This window comes from Bradyrhizobium canariense, from assembly GCF_019402665.1.
GTDB classification, from domain to species: domain Bacteria; phylum Pseudomonadota; class Alphaproteobacteria; order Rhizobiales; family Xanthobacteraceae; genus Bradyrhizobium; species Bradyrhizobium canariense.
The window spans coordinates 71,363-87,550 of record NZ_VSST01000060.1 but is presented as its reverse complement, the minus strand read 5'-3'; the positions used below and the strand labels follow the sequence as shown (position 1 = coordinate 87,550).

Annotated in this window: 16 protein-coding genes; 8 read left to right on the top strand and 8 right to left on the bottom strand. The window is 63.4% G+C overall.

What is annotated here, in order from left to right:
- Positions 1–3: 3 nt before the first annotated feature.
- From FXB41_RS29930 to FXB41_RS29910, 5 genes are all read right to left on the bottom strand, one after another.
- Positions 4–993 (bottom strand): hydroxyacid dehydrogenase, encoded by a 990-nt coding sequence (locus tag FXB41_RS29930; RefSeq protein WP_219684345.1) that lies wholly within the window; start codon positions 991–993, stop codon positions 4–6.
- 33 nt (positions 994–1,026) lie between these two features.
- Entirely contained in the window at positions 1,027–2,127 is a 1,101-nt protein-coding gene (locus FXB41_RS29925) for an ABC transporter ATP-binding protein (RefSeq protein WP_219684344.1), read from the bottom strand.
- Between the two features lie 6 nt (positions 2,128–2,133).
- Complete coding sequence (locus tag FXB41_RS29920; RefSeq protein WP_219684342.1) at positions 2,134–3,045, bottom strand: carbohydrate ABC transporter permease; 912 nt, start codon at positions 3,043–3,045, stop codon at positions 2,134–2,136.
- The gene (locus tag FXB41_RS29915) at positions 3,045–3,983 is read right to left on the bottom strand and encodes a carbohydrate ABC transporter permease (protein ID WP_219684341.1); all 939 of its coding nucleotides are present in this window, start codon (positions 3,981–3,983) and stop codon (positions 3,045–3,047) included. Before FXB41_RS29915 ends, FXB41_RS29920 begins: the two co-directional genes overlap by 1 nt.
- Positions 3,984–4,130: 147 nt before the next feature.
- Positions 4,131–5,471, bottom strand: a complete 1,341-nt coding sequence (locus FXB41_RS29910; RefSeq protein ID WP_007590930.1) for an ABC transporter substrate-binding protein — start codon at positions 5,469–5,471, stop codon at positions 4,131–4,133.
- 477 nt (positions 5,472–5,948) lie between these two features.
- On the opposite strand from FXB41_RS29910, the gene FXB41_RS29905 reads away from it, so the two are divergent.
- Both FXB41_RS29905 and FXB41_RS29900 read left to right on the top strand, forming a co-directional pair.
- Positions 5,949–6,734, top strand: coding sequence for a Spy/CpxP family protein refolding chaperone (locus tag FXB41_RS29905; protein ID WP_007590931.1), 786 nt, complete (start codon positions 5,949–5,951; stop codon positions 6,732–6,734).
- Positions 6,735–6,845: 111 nt separating this feature from the next.
- Complete coding sequence (locus FXB41_RS29900; RefSeq protein WP_007590941.1) at positions 6,846–7,223, top strand: response regulator; 378 nt, start codon at positions 6,846–6,848, stop codon at positions 7,221–7,223.
- 62 nt (positions 7,224–7,285) lie between these two features.
- Here the strand turns inward: FXB41_RS29900 and FXB41_RS29895 are convergent, their stop codons facing one another.
- The 3 genes from FXB41_RS29895 to glk all read right to left on the bottom strand — a co-directional run bounded on the left by FXB41_RS29895 (position 7,286) and on the right by glk (position 8,899).
- On the bottom strand, positions 7,286–7,441 hold the full coding sequence (locus FXB41_RS29895; protein ID WP_007590942.1) for a hypothetical protein: 156 nt from the start codon (positions 7,439–7,441) through the stop codon (positions 7,286–7,288).
- A 143-nt stretch (positions 7,442–7,584) separates the two neighbouring features.
- On the bottom strand, positions 7,585–7,788 hold the full coding sequence (locus FXB41_RS29890) for a hypothetical protein (RefSeq protein ID WP_007590943.1): 204 nt from the start codon (positions 7,786–7,788) through the stop codon (positions 7,585–7,587).
- A gap of 139 nt (positions 7,789–7,927) precedes the next feature.
- Positions 7,928–8,899, bottom strand: a complete 972-nt coding sequence (gene glk, locus FXB41_RS29885) for a glucokinase (protein ID WP_219684339.1) — start codon at positions 8,897–8,899, stop codon at positions 7,928–7,930.
- Positions 8,900–9,155: 256 nt separating this feature from the next.
- Here glk and pncA point away from each other — a divergent pair, with 256 nt between their 5' ends.
- The 6 genes from pncA to FXB41_RS29855 all read left to right on the top strand — a co-directional run bounded on the left by pncA (position 9,156) and on the right by FXB41_RS29855 (position 16,172).
- On the top strand, positions 9,156–9,794 hold the full coding sequence (pncA, locus tag FXB41_RS29880; protein WP_219684337.1) for a bifunctional nicotinamidase/pyrazinamidase: 639 nt from the start codon (positions 9,156–9,158) through the stop codon (positions 9,792–9,794).
- A gap of 16 nt (positions 9,795–9,810) precedes the next feature.
- Positions 9,811–10,926 carry an alpha/beta fold hydrolase gene (locus FXB41_RS29875; RefSeq protein ID WP_219684336.1) on the top strand — a complete coding sequence of 372 codons (1,116 nt, stop codon included), beginning with the start codon at positions 9,811–9,813 and terminating at the stop codon, positions 10,924–10,926.
- Between the two features lie 149 nt (positions 10,927–11,075).
- A complete protein-coding gene (locus tag FXB41_RS29870) occupies positions 11,076–13,109 on the top strand; it encodes an NAD(+) synthase (RefSeq protein ID WP_219684334.1) in 2,034 nt (677 codons plus the stop codon).
- 14 nt (positions 13,110–13,123) lie between these two features.
- Positions 13,124–13,510, top strand: a complete 387-nt coding sequence (locus tag FXB41_RS29865; RefSeq protein WP_007590950.1) for a GrlR family regulatory protein — start codon at positions 13,124–13,126, stop codon at positions 13,508–13,510.
- Positions 13,511–13,619: 109 nt separating this feature from the next.
- The gene (locus FXB41_RS29860) at positions 13,620–14,900 is read left to right on the top strand and encodes a DUF1236 domain-containing protein (protein WP_007590951.1); all 1,281 of its coding nucleotides are present in this window, start codon (positions 13,620–13,622) and stop codon (positions 14,898–14,900) included.
- 456 nt (positions 14,901–15,356) lie between these two features.
- Positions 15,357–16,172: a sugar phosphate isomerase/epimerase family protein gene (locus tag FXB41_RS29855; RefSeq protein WP_007590953.1), complete on the top strand. Its 816-nt coding sequence runs from the start codon at positions 15,357–15,359 to the stop codon at positions 16,170–16,172.
- Positions 16,173–16,188 lie beyond the last annotated feature (16 nt).

Genomic DNA, 16,188 nt, shown 5'->3' with positions numbered 1-16,188 from the left:
AGCTCAGCCCAGGACATCCTGATTGATGATGTTCTGCCGGATGGGATCGCCGTCCAGCACACTCAGGATGTTGCGCGCGGTCTGCTCGCTCATCCGGCTCACCGCCTCGACCGTGACGCCGGCGACATGCGGGGCCATGATGACGTTGGGCAGCGCGAACAGCGCGTTGCTGACCGGCGGCGGCTCGACCTCGAACACGTCGATGCCGGCACCGGCGAGCTTGCCCGAGACCAGTGCGTCATACAGCGCCGCTTCCTTCACGATGCCGCCGCGCGCGGTGTTGATGAGATAGGATTTCGGCTTCATCCGGCCGATCCTGTCAGCATCGAACAGGCCGACGGTCTCCGGCGTCTTCGGGCAGTGGATGGTGACGAAATCGGCGTGCGGCAGTGCGGCATCGAGATCGGCGACCGGCTCGCAGCCGGCTGCCTTGATCTCCGCGGCTCCCTTGTAGGGATCATAGACCTGCACATTCATGTCCATCGCCAGGCAGCGCTTGGCGGTGCGGGTGCCGATGCGGCCGAAGCCGACGATGAGGACGGTCTTGCCGTACAGATCGAACGGCAGCATGCCGAGGCGCTCGGCCCATTTGCCGTCCTTGACGCAGGCGTGCATCTCCTGCGCGCGTTTGGCCAGTGTCAGCATCATGAACAGCGCCTGCTCGGCGACCGAGGGCGAGTTCGCGCTGCCCGCGACCATCAGCGGCACCTTGCGGCGGGAAAGGGCTGGGACGTCGACGGCGTCGTAACCGACGCCGATCCGGGTCACCACCTTCATGTCCTTTGAAGCTTCGAGCTCGGTCTCGCCGAAAGCGGTGGCGCCGAGCGCCACGCCATGGACCGGCGCGTGGCTCTTCAGCAGCGCTTCGAAGTCCTTGGCGGAGATCAGGTTCGGAAACTCGATGAGCTCGATGTCATCTCGCTGGGTGAGGAGGGCGCGGGCGCCTTGCGACAAAGTTTGCGTGACAAAGATTTTCTTCTTGTTGGTCGACATCGTCCCTACCTGCGCGAGTTTCTTGGCCGGCCGTCACAAGACGACGCCGGTCGCCTCGTTTAGCAGGTGCATATTGTTGAGGTCCATTGCCAAACGCATGGGTGCCCCGTCCTTGGCGCCCGCATTGGGATCGACGCGGCCGCAGACGGGCGTGCCTTCCAGTCCGAAATAGACCAGCGTCTCCATCCCCATCGGCTCGGTGACGTCAAGCACGGTGTCGAAGGTCTCGACACCCGGCTCCAGATGCGCATGCGATTCCGTGAGATGTTCGGGACGGATGCCGAGCAACAGGTTTTCAGATCGAGGCAGTGCGCTGTAACGGGCGGCGCGGGCCGGCGGCAACGGGAATGAGATGCGGTCCGTCAGGCGGATGTTGAGCTTGCCGCCGACCTCCTCGAGCCGGCACGGAATGAAGTTCATCGCCGGCGAGCCGATGAAGCCCGCGACGAAGCGCGTCGCCGGCTTGTGGTAGAGCTCGTTCGGCGTGCCGATCTGCTCGATCCGACCCTTGTTCATCACCACCACGCGATCGGCCAGCGTCATCGCCTCGACCTGGTCGTGGGTGACGTAGACCGTCGTGGTTCGGACCTTCTGGTGCACCTTCTTGATCTCGATCCGCATCTGCACGCGCAGCTTGGCGTCGAGATTGGACAGCGGCTCGTCGAACAGGAAGACTTTCGGGTTGCGCACGATGGCCCGCCCCATGGCGACGCGCTGGCGCTGGCCGCCGGAGAGCTGCTTCGGCTTGCGGTCGATCAGGTCGGTGATGTCGAGGAGGCGGGCGGCCTCGGTCACCCGCGCCTTGATCTCGGCCTTGGGATAGTGCTTGAGCCGCAGCCCGAATGACATGTTCTCCGCAACCGTCATATGCGGATAGAGCGCATAGTTCTGAAACACCATTGCGATGTCGCGGTCCTTCGGCGGCACGTCGTTGACGACGTCCCCGCCGATCATGATGTCGCCGTCGGTGATGTCCTCGAGCCCTGCGATCATCCGCAACGTCGTCGACTTGCCGCAGCCGGAGGGGCCGACGAGCACGATGAACTCATGATCGGAGATGTCGAGATCGATGCCGCGCACCGCCTCGACGTCGTCGTAACGCTTGACCACCTTCCGCAGCGCAACCTCAGCCATAAGACATCAACCCTTTGTCGCGCCGGCGGTCAGGCCGGCAATGTAATAGTCCATCAGGAAGGCGTAGATGACCAGCGGCGGGGCAGCGCCAAGCAGCGCGCCGGTCATGATCTGACCCCAGTTGAAGACGTCGCCCTTGATCAGCGTGGTGGTGATGCCGACCGGCAGCACGAGCTGGTCGATGGATGTCGTGAACACCAGCGGATAGAGGAACTGCGCCCAGGACACGGTGAAGGCGAAGATGGTCGCTGCGATCAGGCCGGGCAGGGCAACGGGGATGAAAATCCGCGTCAGGGTCTGCAGCCAGGAGGCGCCGTCGATCAGAGCCGCCTCGTCCAGCTCCTTCGGGATCGAGGCGAAATAACCGATCATGATCCAGGTGCAGAACGGCACGGTCAGCGTCGGATAGATGAACACCAGCACGTACCACCGGTTGAGCAGGGGGATGCCGGTGAACTCCTGGACGGTCGCGAGCACCTTGAACAGCGGAATGAACAGAAGGCTGTCCGGAATGAGATAGGTCAGGAACACGCCGGTCGCGAGCGTCGCCGAGCCCCAGAACTTCATCCGCGCCAATGCAAACGCCGCCGGAATGCTGATCAACATCGTCACGATCACGACCACGATCGAGATCATCGACGAATTCCAGAAGAATCGCAGGAACTGGTTCGAGGTCAGTAGCTCGACATAATTCGAGAGGGTCGGATGAAATACCCACCACGGATTGGTGGCGGCCGAGATCTCCGCGCTGCTCTTGAGCGAGGTGATCAGCATGTAGATCGGCGGGATCAGGAAGAAGATCGCAAACAGCACCAGGAAAAAGTAGGACCAGCGCAGCGCCCAGGTGCGGTCGCGGCTCATGCTTCGAAGCTTGACCTTGCGTGTCGGTCCGGCCTTGTCGATTGCGAGCGTGCTCATCAGGCTTCGTTCCCACGTTTGTTGACATCGCGCAGGATGAAGACCGCTGCGACGGCGAGGATCGGCACCATGAACAGCGAGACGCAGGCGCCGAGCGGAATGTCGCTGCTCTGGATGCCGACCTGGAACGCCCAGGTGGCGAACAGGTGCGTCCGGTCGAGCGGACCGCCGGAGGTGAGGATGCGCACGATGTCGAAATTGGCGAAAGTGACGATCAGCGAGAACAGCGTGGTGATGGCGATGATGTTGCGCATCATCGGCAAGGTGATGTGCCAGATCTTCTGCCACCAATTGGCGCCGTCGATTGCTGCGGCTTCGTAGAGCTGATCGGGTACGGATTTCAACGCGGCCAGGTACATGATCAGGAAGAACGGCGCGCCGTACCAGACGTTGACGAGGATGACGGAGAAACGCGCCCAGAAGGTATCACCGAGCCACGGGATGGGACCGATGCCGAAGAACGAGAGCGTATAGTTGAAGGCGCTGTAGGAGGGGTCGAACAGCCACAGCCATGCCAGCGTGCTCATCGCCGGCGGGATCACCCAGGGCACCAGCAGCATGCCGCGCCATTTACGTTGCTTCTTGCCGGGAATGTTGTGGACGAAATGCGCGACGATGAAGCCGATCAGCGCTTTGAAGACCACGGCGGTGATCGCAAAAATGCAGGACTGTCTCACCACCATCCAGAACGTTTCGCGCTTGAACAGAAAGGTGAAGTTGGTGAGGCCGACGAATTTTGTCATCGCCTTGTTCAGCGTCGCCAGGTAGACCGAGTAGAAGGCGGGATAAAGTACGAGCAGGGCGATCAGGAGGATCAGCGGCAGCGTCAGGAAGAACGCTACGGTCGATTTCCGTCCCATTGCATTGCGCAGGCTCGCCCGTTTGCGCGGGCTCGCAGCTCGAGCGGGACGGCCTTGCTCAACGACGACATCGGCCATGAATTTAGCCTCTTTGCAGGACACCTAGCAGGATATCTGGAACGGCGAAGCCGGCGCAGCCGTCGGCTTCATTCGGCAAGCGGATCGAGCGAGGGGTGCCTCGGCGGCCCACGCCCGAAGCGTGAACCGCCATGGCACATACCCGGCTCAGGTCCGCATGAAGCCTTCGCACTCGCCCTCGGCCCAGGCGAGCGCGGTTTCCAACTTCTCTCCTTGTGCAAAGCGCAGCGCCATCTTGGTCAGCGTCGCCTGGAAGTAGATCTGCTGGGCGATCTTCGGCGGCGCCGGAGACGCGGCGATCGACATCGTCTGCTGCTTGTAGGGATCCGGATAGTGGAAGAGTGTGCCCTTCGGCGGCCCTTCCTCGGCCCAAGTCTTGAACTTCGTCATGTTCGCGTAGGCCGGGAGATCGTACCCGCCGCTCGCCGCGACGAACTTCTCGATCGCCGCTGGCGAGGACAGGTGAACGAGCAAGCTCTTGGCCGCTTCCTTGTTCTTGCCAAAGGCCCAGACGCCCCAGAAGTATGGCAGGAAGGGCGCAAAACGGCCCTTCGGACCGGACGGGAAGCCGTGCGTCCAGCACTGTTCGGCGACTTGCGGTGCGTCGCGCTTGGCGACCGCCCAGGCGCTCGGCGGATTCAGGATCATCGCGCCGCGGCCTGAGATCAGCCATTTGTTGTTGGAGGCATCGTCCCAGGACGGCGCGTCGGTGGGCAGGACGGCGATCAGCTTCTTGTAGAATTCGAGCGCCTGCCGCACCGCGTCGGTCTTGACGGTGATATCGCCCTTGGCGTTGACGAGCTCGGCGCCGAACGACTGGAAGATCGCGCCGGCAGTGTCGACGCTGTCGGTGGTCTCGCCGAGACCGATGCCGAAGGGGAAGCCGGCCTTGTGGCAGGCCTCGGCCGCCTTCAGGAACGTCTCCATGGTCCAGTTGTCCGCCTTCGGCGGAGCGCCGACCGGATACATCTCCTGCACGTCGATGCCGGCGTGTTTCTTCATCAGATCTATGCGGGAGCAGGGGCCTTTGATCTGGCTTCCCGGCGTCGCGGGCACTGCGAGCCATTTGCCGCCCGACCGCCCGAGATATTTGACGGTGTCGTTCACCTCACCGTTCTGCTTGATGAGCGGCTCCATGACGTCGTTGAGCGGCTCGAGATTCTCGGAATAAGCGTGCGGCCACCAGCTCGGCATCTGGAGAATATCGTGACCGGACTTGGCCTGGGCTTCGGCCGCTGCGGTCAGCTCGATCTTCTTGTTGTTGCTGGTGATGTAGTCGATCGAAACCTCGACCTTCTCCTTCTCGCCCCATTCCTTGACGAGAGCGGTCGAGGCATCGTTGGCGCCGGGCACCCAGTGGTCCCAGAAGCCGATCGAAAGTTTGCCGGCAGCGTAAGCGCCCCGGACATAGGGCGCCGCGATCAGCGCCGTGGAGGACATTGCAGTGGCAGCCACAAATTGACGTCGCGTCAGTGTCTTGCGTGACATCTCGTTTCCTCGCTTGGGTGTTTTATTGTTCTGGCGTTTCCTCTGAACTCTTCCGAGTTCTGCGTTCTTTTTGAAAGTTTCTTGTTCGACGTTTCTTATTGATGCCGTCGGCTTCGAAGGCAAATTGGTAGCGCGATCAGATCATGATTGATTGCGTCTGTCGAGAAAACCGAACGACTTGCGCCTAGAACTAACGTTGTGTCCGGGAAGGTGGCAGTGCCCTCGATGTCCTGCGCAGGCCATGAACCACGATCGGTCATTTTGCGACGCACACTTTGCGCCGACCTGCCCGGCCGATGCATGCGCAATTACGCCGCAGTTTCGAATAAGCCTGCATAAGCGCCTCGGGCCAAACACTTTTCGGGCGTGGATAGCAATTGTCGGTGGCTAGACCTCGAAGCGGTGAAAACGATAGAGTTGCAACTGGCGAGTGGTTCTCACCCCCAACAGCCTAATCAGATCGAGATGGAGACCAGAATGATAAACCCGGCGCCGCTCGCGCGGCTTAACCTGCGACGATGGTTCGCGCTGGGGTCCGTTTTCGTGTTGCTGCTCGGCGCAGCCGCGGTGGCGAACGCTCAAGGCCTGGTCAAAGGGGTTCAGGAAGGAGCGGCGGCCGGGAACAAGGCGGCAGGTCCGGTCGGCGGCGTGCTTGGCGGCGCGATCGGCGGTGTGGTCGGCGTTTTCACCGGCGTGCTCGGCGTTGGCAATAATGGCAATCAGGCGCCTGCAGCCAAGGATGCGAGCAAGGACGCAAGCAAGGATGCGGCCAAGGACGCCAAGCAGGGCGCCGGCAAGGACAAGGATGCCAAGAGCGCCAAGGCGGGCAAGGGCGCCAAGGCGAGCAAGGAGGCGAAGAACGCTCCGCAGGATGTCACGGTCCTGACCCAGACCGGCGCGCCGCAATTGACCGCCGACCAGATCGTCACCAACAGCGACTCCTATATTGAGCGGATCAAGACCGAACTGAACCTCACGCCCGAGCAGGAGAAGCACTGGTACGGATTCTCGAGCGCCATGCACTACCTCGGGCATAACGGTGCTGAGCGGCTCAACCTGCGGGTTGCGCGCGCCAAGCGGGATCCTCCCGACGACATCGTCGAGCAGATGCGCAACGAGGCCCAATTTCTCATCGACCGCGCTGCCGACCAGCGCAATGTCGCCGACGCCGCCGAACCCCTCTATTCGAGCCTCGATGACAAGCAGAAGCAGGTCTTCGTACAGGAGATGGTGCGGCTCAGCCACGAACGAGGACTGGATTGATCAAGTTGAATCGGATCGGGCGTGTCCGAATTAACGGCCCCCGCCACGAATTCGTGAATCCTCTTCGCGATTCGGTTATGATTAGCTTCGGAAGCTGATGGCGGGGTTGATATGGCGGACGGACTCTCCGTTTTCCTGGTCGAAGACGAGACGTTGATCCGGATGATGATGGCGGACATGGTGGAGGAACTCGGCCACCACGTCGCCGCGGAAGCGGACAATGTGCGGGACGCCAGTGCTTTCGCCATGACCGCGCAGTACGATCTTGCGATCCTCGACATCAATCTCAAGGGCGTCTACGTCGATCCGGTCGCCGACCTGATCGAGCGTCGCGGCAAGCCGTTTTTGTTCGCCACGGGCTACGGTCCGGAGCTGCTGCCGTCCTTGCTCCGACGGCGGCCGATCCTGCGCAAGCCGATTTCGATCGATCAGCTCAGGGCGATGATCGATTCGATGTTTCCGGAAGCGGCAGCTAAGACGCCGCACTGAGACCAAAACAAAAATGGCCGCCCGTCAGGGGCGGCCACTTCGCGACGGAATCCGTCGCGGTCTCACATCAGGCCGGCGCCGAGATCGATGCCGCGCGCCATCAGGCCGAACGAGGCGACCAGGCCCGTGCAGCAAAACAGCAAGATGGTCTTGAATGAAGAATCGGCCAAACGGGTTTCGATGGTGGCCGGCATCGCGGCGATCGAAATCATGCTCATGTTCATTCCCCCCTTTGTTGCCCCTGAATTGGATCAGGTGGGGGGACTCCTAGAGCAAAAAGTTTGACGCGAGCTTTCGAGGGATCGTTAACGAAATGGCAATTGATGCCGCGTTTGCGGGCACCGTAGCGCAATCACTCGTTTCACTGGCGCCCGTTCTTTAGCACGGTAGCGATGGTGTGGGCCGTCATGGCGGCGCGGTCCGAAGCGCGCTGGGCGGCGAGGCGGTCACGCGCCTTTTCCTCGATCAAGAGCTCGATCAGGGCCAGCCGCTTGCCATCGTCGTCCGCCTCGAGCAGCAGGCGGTGATAGCGGTGATAGTCGAAACCCAGATCCTGCTTACGCATGTCACGCCCCCGCAACTACGCCACACACAAGCCAGGATTGTTTCTCATCCGGGACGTGCGCGCAAGCACGATCCCGCGTCGCGCGCGCGTGCTCGTTAATCAGCTGTGAATTACTGGGCGCGAACGGAGGCGCGCGCCGTTAAGGCTGGTTGTGCTCGGCGAACATCTTGAGGCCGAGGAAACTCGCATCGGGTTTGGTGACCAGCCGGGTCGGGATGTTGCGCAGATAATCCTGGAAGCGTCCCTTGGCTTCGAAGCGCGCCCGGAATGCGGAAGCTGCAAGGAAGTCGGGAAAGCGCGGCACGATTCCGCCGGCGATATAGACGCCGCCGCGTGCGCCGAAGGTCACCGCGAGATTGCCCGCGACCGAGCCGAGAATGGCGCAAAACATCTCCAGCGTCTTGCGGCTGAGCTCGCAACTGCCTTCCAGGGCGGCCTTCGTGATGGCGGCAGCATCGCGATGCGGCACCTGAGCGCCGTCAATCTCGGCCAGCGCCTCGTAGAGGCTTTGCAGGCCGGAACCGGACAACGCGCCACGCTCGATGGAGACATGGCCGAGGCGTCGGCGCATGCAGGCGATGACGCGTTCCTCGCGCTCGTCCTCCGCCGGCAGGGTCGCGTGGCCGGCCTCGGTGACGACAGCCAGTCGTGCGCCATGGCGCTCGACCAGGCAGGAAACGCCAAAGCCGGTTCCGGGGCCAACCACCAGCAACGGCTCTCCGGGAAGGCCATCTTGTCTGCCGAGCGGGATCAGGTCGGCGGGCTGCAGGGCGGGCAGGGACCAGGCCACCACCTCGAAATCGTTGAGCACATGGACGCTGTCGAAGCCGAAGGCCGGCTGGAGCTCGTTGCCGTCGATGACCCAGGGGCTGTTGGTCATGACGCAGCGGTTGTTGGTCACCGGGCCCGCCACGGCCAGCACGGCCCTTGGGGGCGGTAGGCCGTGGCAGCGACGCGCGAGAACATCGGCAATGGCTTCCCGGACGGTCGGGAAGTCTGCCACTTTGACGTAGTCGATCGGTCCGGTCTGGTCGCCCTGACTGAGCGCGAAGCGCGCATTGGTGCCGCCGATATCGGCGAGAAGAATCTGTCCTGTCTTGCCGATGGTCATGTGCGTATGGCTGCCGCAGCCCTTCCGGCTGCGGGAACCGCTTCCTCCGCTCTATCCGATCGCAAGACGCGAACGGCTGTCAGAATCCGTCCCCGGGTGGATCTAGTCAACACGTATCAGCCCAAACCGTTGCATCCCGGTCCCGACGGGGTGCATTCGCGCATATCGCCGCACCTTGTCGGTGGTTGCGAAGCAGCGCGGGAAGATCGACACTGGCGGCGTGGCCTTCGGCGCCGGTCGCGCGGGATGGCCTGGAATGGACCTTGCGATGAAGATTTCCGACCGCGACGTGCTCCTGGTCATCGACGTGCAGAACGATTTTTGCACGGGCGGGGCGCTCGCCGTGCCCGGCGGCGAGAAGGTTGTCCCCGCCATCAATCGGATCGCCCAAAAATTCGCCAATGTGGTGCTGACCCAGGACTGGCATCCCCGCGATCATGTCTCCTTTGCCCCGAACCATACGGGCAAACAGCCGTTCGAGACCATTGCGCTTGACTATGGCGTCCAGGTGCTCTGGCCGAGCCATTGCGTGCAGGGCACGGCCGGCGCTGAATTTCATCGCGATCTCGACGCCACTCGCGCAAATCTCGTGGTGCGGAAGGGGTTTCGGCGCGGCATCGATTCCTATTCGGCGCTGTTCGAGAACGACAGGAAAACGCCGACCGGCCTGCTCGGATATTTGCGCGAACGCGAGTTGAACACCGTCTTCGTCGCCGGCCTCGCGTTCGATTTCTGCGTCCGCTTCTCGGCGGAGGATGCCCGCAAGGCGGGGTTCGAGGTCGCAGTCATCGAGGACGCCTGCCGCGGCATCGATCTCGACGGCTCGGTGGCCGCGACCCATCAGAGTTTTCGGGAGCGCGGTATTTCGCTCGTCAGCTTCGAGGCCTTCCTGTGAGGACCGTGAGATAGCCATGGCGGAGAAGACCGGCAAACAGCAGCGCGCACCGGGCCCGGTCCCGGATGACCCGCTGCTGTGGCCGTTCGCAGCAGCTCGGCTTGCCATGGACGCCTGCTTCGGATGGCTCGACCGCGGTCCGCCGGAGCAGGCCGACAGCAGTCTGCCGTGGACCACGCCCAACTCCGTCGCGCTGGAGCTTGCGACCATGCGCCTGCGCGATTGCACGCGAACGGGCTCCGGCCTCCCGGCACTGGTCTGCGCGCCCTATGCGCTGCACCGGGCCCTGATCGCCGACTTCGCGCCCGGCCACAGCGTGGTGCAGTCCCTGCAAAATGGCGGCATCGACCGGGTCTATCTCACCGACTGGCGCTCGGCCGCACCCGACATGCGCTATCTCTCGATCGACAGCTATCTCGGCGATCTCAACGTCGCCGTCGACGAGATCGGCGCCCCGGTCGATCTCGTCGGCCTGTGCCAGGGTGGCTGGCTGTCGCTGCTCTATGCGGCGCGCTTTCCCGCCAAGGTGCGGCGGCTGGTGCTGGCAGGCGCGCCCGTCGACCTCTCGATCGAGTCCAGGCTGTCGCAGCTCGCCCGCAACGCGCCGGAGATGGTCTATGACCAGCTCGTCGCCCGCGGCGGCGGCAATGTCAGCGGCGAGGAGATGCTGCGTGTCTGGTCGAAGGCGCCGAGCTGCGACGACATCGCGACGGCGCTGCAGAGCGACCTCTCCGGCGAGGAAGGTGCGGCGCTGCTGGCACGCTTCGAGCGCTGGAACGCCGAGCCTCTCAATCTGCCCGGCACCTATTATCTCGAGATCGTCAACTGGATCTTCCGAGAGAACCGGATCGCGCGCGGCCAATTCACGGCACTCGGCCGCGTGATTGATCTGAAGGACGTCAAGGCGCCGGTCTTCCTGCTGGCCGGGCTCGATGACGACGTCGTGCCGGCTGCGCAGGCGCTCGCCACCGCCGGTTTGCTCGGCACACCGCCGGCCTTCGTTGCGGCGGCCTCCGAGCCCAGCAACCATCTTGGCCTGTTCATGGGGGCGCGGACCCATGGCCATGCCTGGCCCCGGATCGCCGAATGGCTGTGCGACGATCTGCCCGGCATGCTGGTGCGCAGAGCCTGACACCGCCTCCAAGGGCCGGGCGCCGGGCAGCGAAGCTGCAAATCCGTTATGCATGCCGTCGAATGGCCTGCACGGGGCCATGTCGATGGGTTAAATGGAGTCCAGAGCTGGCGGAGGCCGGTCGCGACGAGACAAAGGGACTGTGCTCGATGAGTTTCCACTCGATCTATGCCCACGGATTTGCGCGCGTGGCGGCCTGCGTCACCACCTCTCATGTGGCCGATCCCACGGCCAACGCGACGGCGGTTCTGGCGGCGGCGAAGGACTGCCACGAACAGTCAGTGGCGGTTGCCGTGTTTCCGGAGCTGTGTCTGTCCGGCTATGCGATCGAAGATCTTGTGAAGCAGGATCCGCTGCTCGATGCGGTCGAGCGCGGGCTTGTGGCCATCGTTGAGGCATCCTCGGCCCTGATGACCATCCTGATCGTCGGCGCGCCGTTGCGCTTTGGCAATCGCATCTACAATTGCGCGGTCGTCATCCATCGCGGCAAAGTCCTCGGCGTCGTGCCCAAGAGTTACCTGCCGACCTATCGCGAATTCTACGAGGGACGGCATTTCGCCTCCGGCGCCGGCATCGTCGAAGAGATGGTCGCCTTTGGCGGGCTGCATGCCCCTTTCGGCGTCGACCTGCTGTTCGCGGCCGAGGACGTCCCGGGCCTGACCATCGGCGTCGAGATCTGCGAGGACATGTGGATCCCGGTGACGCCGGCTTCCGAGCTCGCGCTCGCGGGCGCGAGCGTGCTGATCAATCTCTCGGGCAGCCCGATCACGATCGGCCGCGCCCGCTCGCGCGCGCTCTTGTGTCAATCGACTTCGGCCCGCTGCCTCGCGGCCTATGTCTATTCCGCGGCGGGGGCAGGGGAATCGACCACGGATCTTGCCTGGGACGGCCAGACCTCGATCTACGAGAACGGCGTGCTACTGACCGAGGGCGAGCGGTTCCGCCAGGGCGGCCAGATCACGCTGGCCGACGTCGATCTTGACCTGCTCAGGCAGGAGCGCGCACTGATGGGAACCTTCGACGACAACCGCCGGCAGCGCGAGGCCTTCTTCCGGAAAGTGACTTTTACCCTGAAGCCGCCGGCCGCCGATATCGGCTTCCTGCGCAAGGTCGAGCGCTTTCCGTTCGTGCCGAGCGACGAGAGCCTGCTCGAGCAGGACTGCTATGAGGCCTACAACATTCAGGTCGCGGGCCTGGTCCAGCGTATGCGCGCGACAGGCACCAAGCGCGTCGTCATCGGCGTCTCGGGCGGGCTCGATTCCACCCACGCTTTGATCGTCGCCGGCAAGGCGGTCGATTTGCTTGGCCTGCCGCGCGAAAACATTCTCGCCTACACCATGCCGGGCTTTGCCACCGGCAGCGAGAGCAAGACCAATGCGCTGGCGCTGATGAAGGCGTTGCAGACGAGTTGGCAGGAGCTCGACATTCGCACCACGGCGACGCAAATGCTGAAGGACATCGGCCATCCCTTCGGCAAGGGCGAGAAGGTCTACGACGTCACCTTCGAGAATGTGCAGGCGGGCCTGCGCACGGACTATCTGTTCCGGCTCGCCAATCATCACGGCGGCATCGTGATTGGCACCGGCGATCTCTCCGAGCTCGCGCTGGGCTGGTGCACCTACGGCGTCGGCGACCAGATGGCGCATTATAACGTCAATGCCGGGGTGCCGAAGACGCTGATTCAGCATCTGATCCGCTGGGTGATTGCTTCCAAGCAGTTCAGCGACGACGTCAACCAAACGCTTGGATCGATCCTGTCGGCGGAAATCTCGCCGGAGCTGGTTCCGGCCGAGCCGGGCGAGAAGCCACAGAGCACGGAAGCTTCCGTCGGTCCCTACGAGCTCCAGGATTTCAACCTGTTCTACACGCTGCGGTTCGGCATGCGGCCATCCAAGATCGCGTTCATGGCGCTGCAGGCCTGGAAAGACGTTGCTCAGGGCGAATGGCCGCCGGCATTCCCGACCGATAAGCGCAAGGCCTATGACCTTCCCGAGATACGCCGCTGGCTGGAGGTGTTTCTGCGCCGCTTCTTCGCTTTCAGCCAGTTCAAGCGCTCGGCGATGCCGAACGGCCCCAAGGTTTCGGCCGGCGGCTCATTGTCGCCGCGCGGTGACTGGCGCGCGCCGTCGGATTCGAGCGCGGCGGCGTGGCTTGAAGATCTCGAACGGAATGTGCCGGTTTGAACGGGAGATGAGCGATGTCGGCCGGCGATGAGCCCGAGCAGGGCGCCAACCCACAGAAGGTCCTCAACGGCCTCTACATCTTTGAGATTGAGATGCGCGACGGCAAGCGCGGCCAGGCCAAAGGCGTCGTCGTGCTCTGCGATGGCCGCATCATGGGCGGTGACAGCTATTTCTATTACACCGGCAGCTACACCTTCCGGAACGGGAAATGGCGCGGCGACATGACCGTCAATCAGCACACCGAGGCCGTCGGCAAGCCACTCGCGTTCGGCGGCAGGGAAGTGACCTGCGGCTTTTCGGGCGACTACTCCGCCGACGGCGCCGAGGTCGAAGGCATGGCGCTGGTTGGCAAGACCAGCGTGACATTCACGGCGCGGCTCACGCTGAAGGACCCGATGTGAGACCCGCCTGAGATGTGAGACCGCGTGATCAGCCCTCGTTCCTGATCAGGAACCTTCGCACCCACAGAACGTTCGCGTCTGTTGTTGCGAATTTCCGAGGAGAGGGACCATGCGCAAGCACTTGATGTTATCGACCGCAGCTATCGGACTGATGCTTGCTTCCGGCTTCGCCTACGCCCAGGCGCCCGGTGAGCGAAGGGACGAGCCGAGACGGACCGAGGAGCCGGCGAAAGGCGCCGCACCGCAACACGGCGGCGGCCAAGAGCGTGTTCAGGAGCGTGCTCAAGAGCGCGCGCAGGGCGCCCAGGAACGATTGCAGGGCGCGGGCCGCGAGGAGAAGGGCGGCGCTGCCAGGCAGGACGCGAGTGACGATAAGCGCCAGCCGGCCAGTTCTGCCGAGCGCAACCAGCCGAAATCGAAGGATCAGGCGCAAGAATCCCGCGAGCCCTCGCGCGATCGCAACCGCGATGCCGAGAGCACGAAACCCGGACGCGACAGCAAGAGCAGTGCTGAGACGAAGCAGGACAAATCCGCGCAGCAGAAATCAACGGCAGAGTCCGAGAAGTCCAAGTCAGGCACGTCTAGCCAGCAGAACGAGCGCACGGGTGCCGCAGCCAACCAGAACGAGCGCAACCAGACCCAGCCGCCGCGCAACGCGGCCGAGCAGCAGCCGCCGGCGCAGCAGAACAACCGGCCGGCCACCGCGACCGACACGAACCGGACGGCCCCGACCAACAATGCGCAGAGCGCACCTGCCAGTTCGGGCACGCAGACCAACCAAGCCAACCAGACCACGCAGACCAACACGCAAGCCAATCAGCAGGCGCAGGTAACCTCCGAGAAGCAGGTGCGGATTTCTGAAACGGTGAGCCGTGCACGCCTGGCGGAGCCGGAGCGCAATCTGAACATTTCGATCCGGGTCGGCGAGACCATTCCCTCGCGCGTGCGCCTTCACAGGCTTCCGCCCGAGATCGTCTCGATCGAGCCCGAATATCGCGACTACGAATATTTTGCGACCGGCGATGACGTCGTCATTGTGGAGCCGCGGACGCATCGCATCGTGAGCCAGGTGCCCCGCGATCCGTCGCGAGCACGTGCGCAAATGAGCGGCGGCACCTCATCGGGCATGGCTGCGGCAGGAGGGAGCGCGGCCGGGGGCAGCAATGTGAACTGCCAGATCATGCGGCGTGACGCCTCGGGCAATGTGGCCCAGGCAGAGCCCTCGACCGTAGGCTCGACCGCGCGAACCGATTCTCTGAGCGTGACTGTCCAGATGCCCGGCGGCGGCTCGTCCGCGCCGATCGCCCTCGGCGCTCCCGCGGGCAACATCGTGGTGGCGACGCAAGGGCAGGGCGACTGCACGGTGACGATCGAGCCCCAGACGCGCTAGCGCCCGTGTCGGCATAACGACGCCAAAACGACTTCGCGCCGCACGGCTGATCAAGCCGGCGGCGCGAAATCACGTTCAATCTAGAAAGTCCCGAGGTCCGGAGTGCCTAGGAGTCCGGACCTCGTAACCTTGCCCCAGCCTTTGATCCCCCCGCCCCATGTGGTCCCCCAACCCCATGTTGCGCGATCAGAGGGTGATGCCCTTGGAAGGCCGCCGATCGATGTCCCGCGATGTACGCGACATCAGAATAGGATTCCATTCCGGATCACTACGGATTTCATCGCACTTGATCCGAGCGCGGATGCATGCGTCTGCACTCGCCGCTGCCTGAATTCGATGCACGCGATCGCGGGGATGTCCACATCTCCTCAGCGCTGCGGAACCTGCATTTCACCGGCCTGTCATTGAACTGGTCTAGCGCTGCTCCCGTCATTGTTGACGGCCGAGGAGCAAGCCATGTCGAAGCCGGTACTGGGCGCCGCATTGTCCATCAAATCGATCCCTGCGCATCGCGACTGGCTTCTCGAACGGCAGCGCGATCTCGAAATTCAGGATTTTTTTCGCGCGGACTTGCTCGACGGCGACTGGCGAAGTGCTGCTAGCGAAATTAAGCAGATGCTCTCAGGTCACACCGGCCGGCTCGGCATCCACGGACCGTTCTGGGGCTTCGCGATCGGTAGCCACGACCCGATGATCCGCCAAGTCGTGACGAAACGCCTGCTTCAGGGCCTCGAAGCCGCCGAGTTTCTCGGCGCGACGCAGATGGTGATCCATTCGCCATTCACGACCTGGGACCACAACAACCTCGACCTCTATCCAGATAATCGCGGCAATCTCGTCGAACGCGTCAAGGCGACACTCGCCGAGGTGATCGTGCGCGCCGAAACCATCGGCTGCGAGATCGTCATCGAGAACATCGAGGACAAGGATCCGCGCGATCGCGTGCGTCTCGCCAAGGCGCTCGAAAGCAGCAAGGTGCGCGTCTCCCTCGACACCGGCCACGCCAACTACGCGCACATCTCCACCGGCGCGCCGCCGGTCGACTACTATGTCGAGACCGCCGGCGACATGCTGGCGCATGTGCATCTCCAGGATACCGACGGCTTTGCTGACCGGCATTGGGCGCCGGGCGAGGGCAACATCCCGTGGATCGCCGTGTTCCGCGCGCTGGGCCGGCTGACCTCAAACCCCCGACTGATCCTCGAACTTCGCAACCACGACGACGTCCGCGCTGGCGCAGCCCATCTGGCCGCGCTCGGTCTCGCCGAATAGCCGACAAAAAAACCGG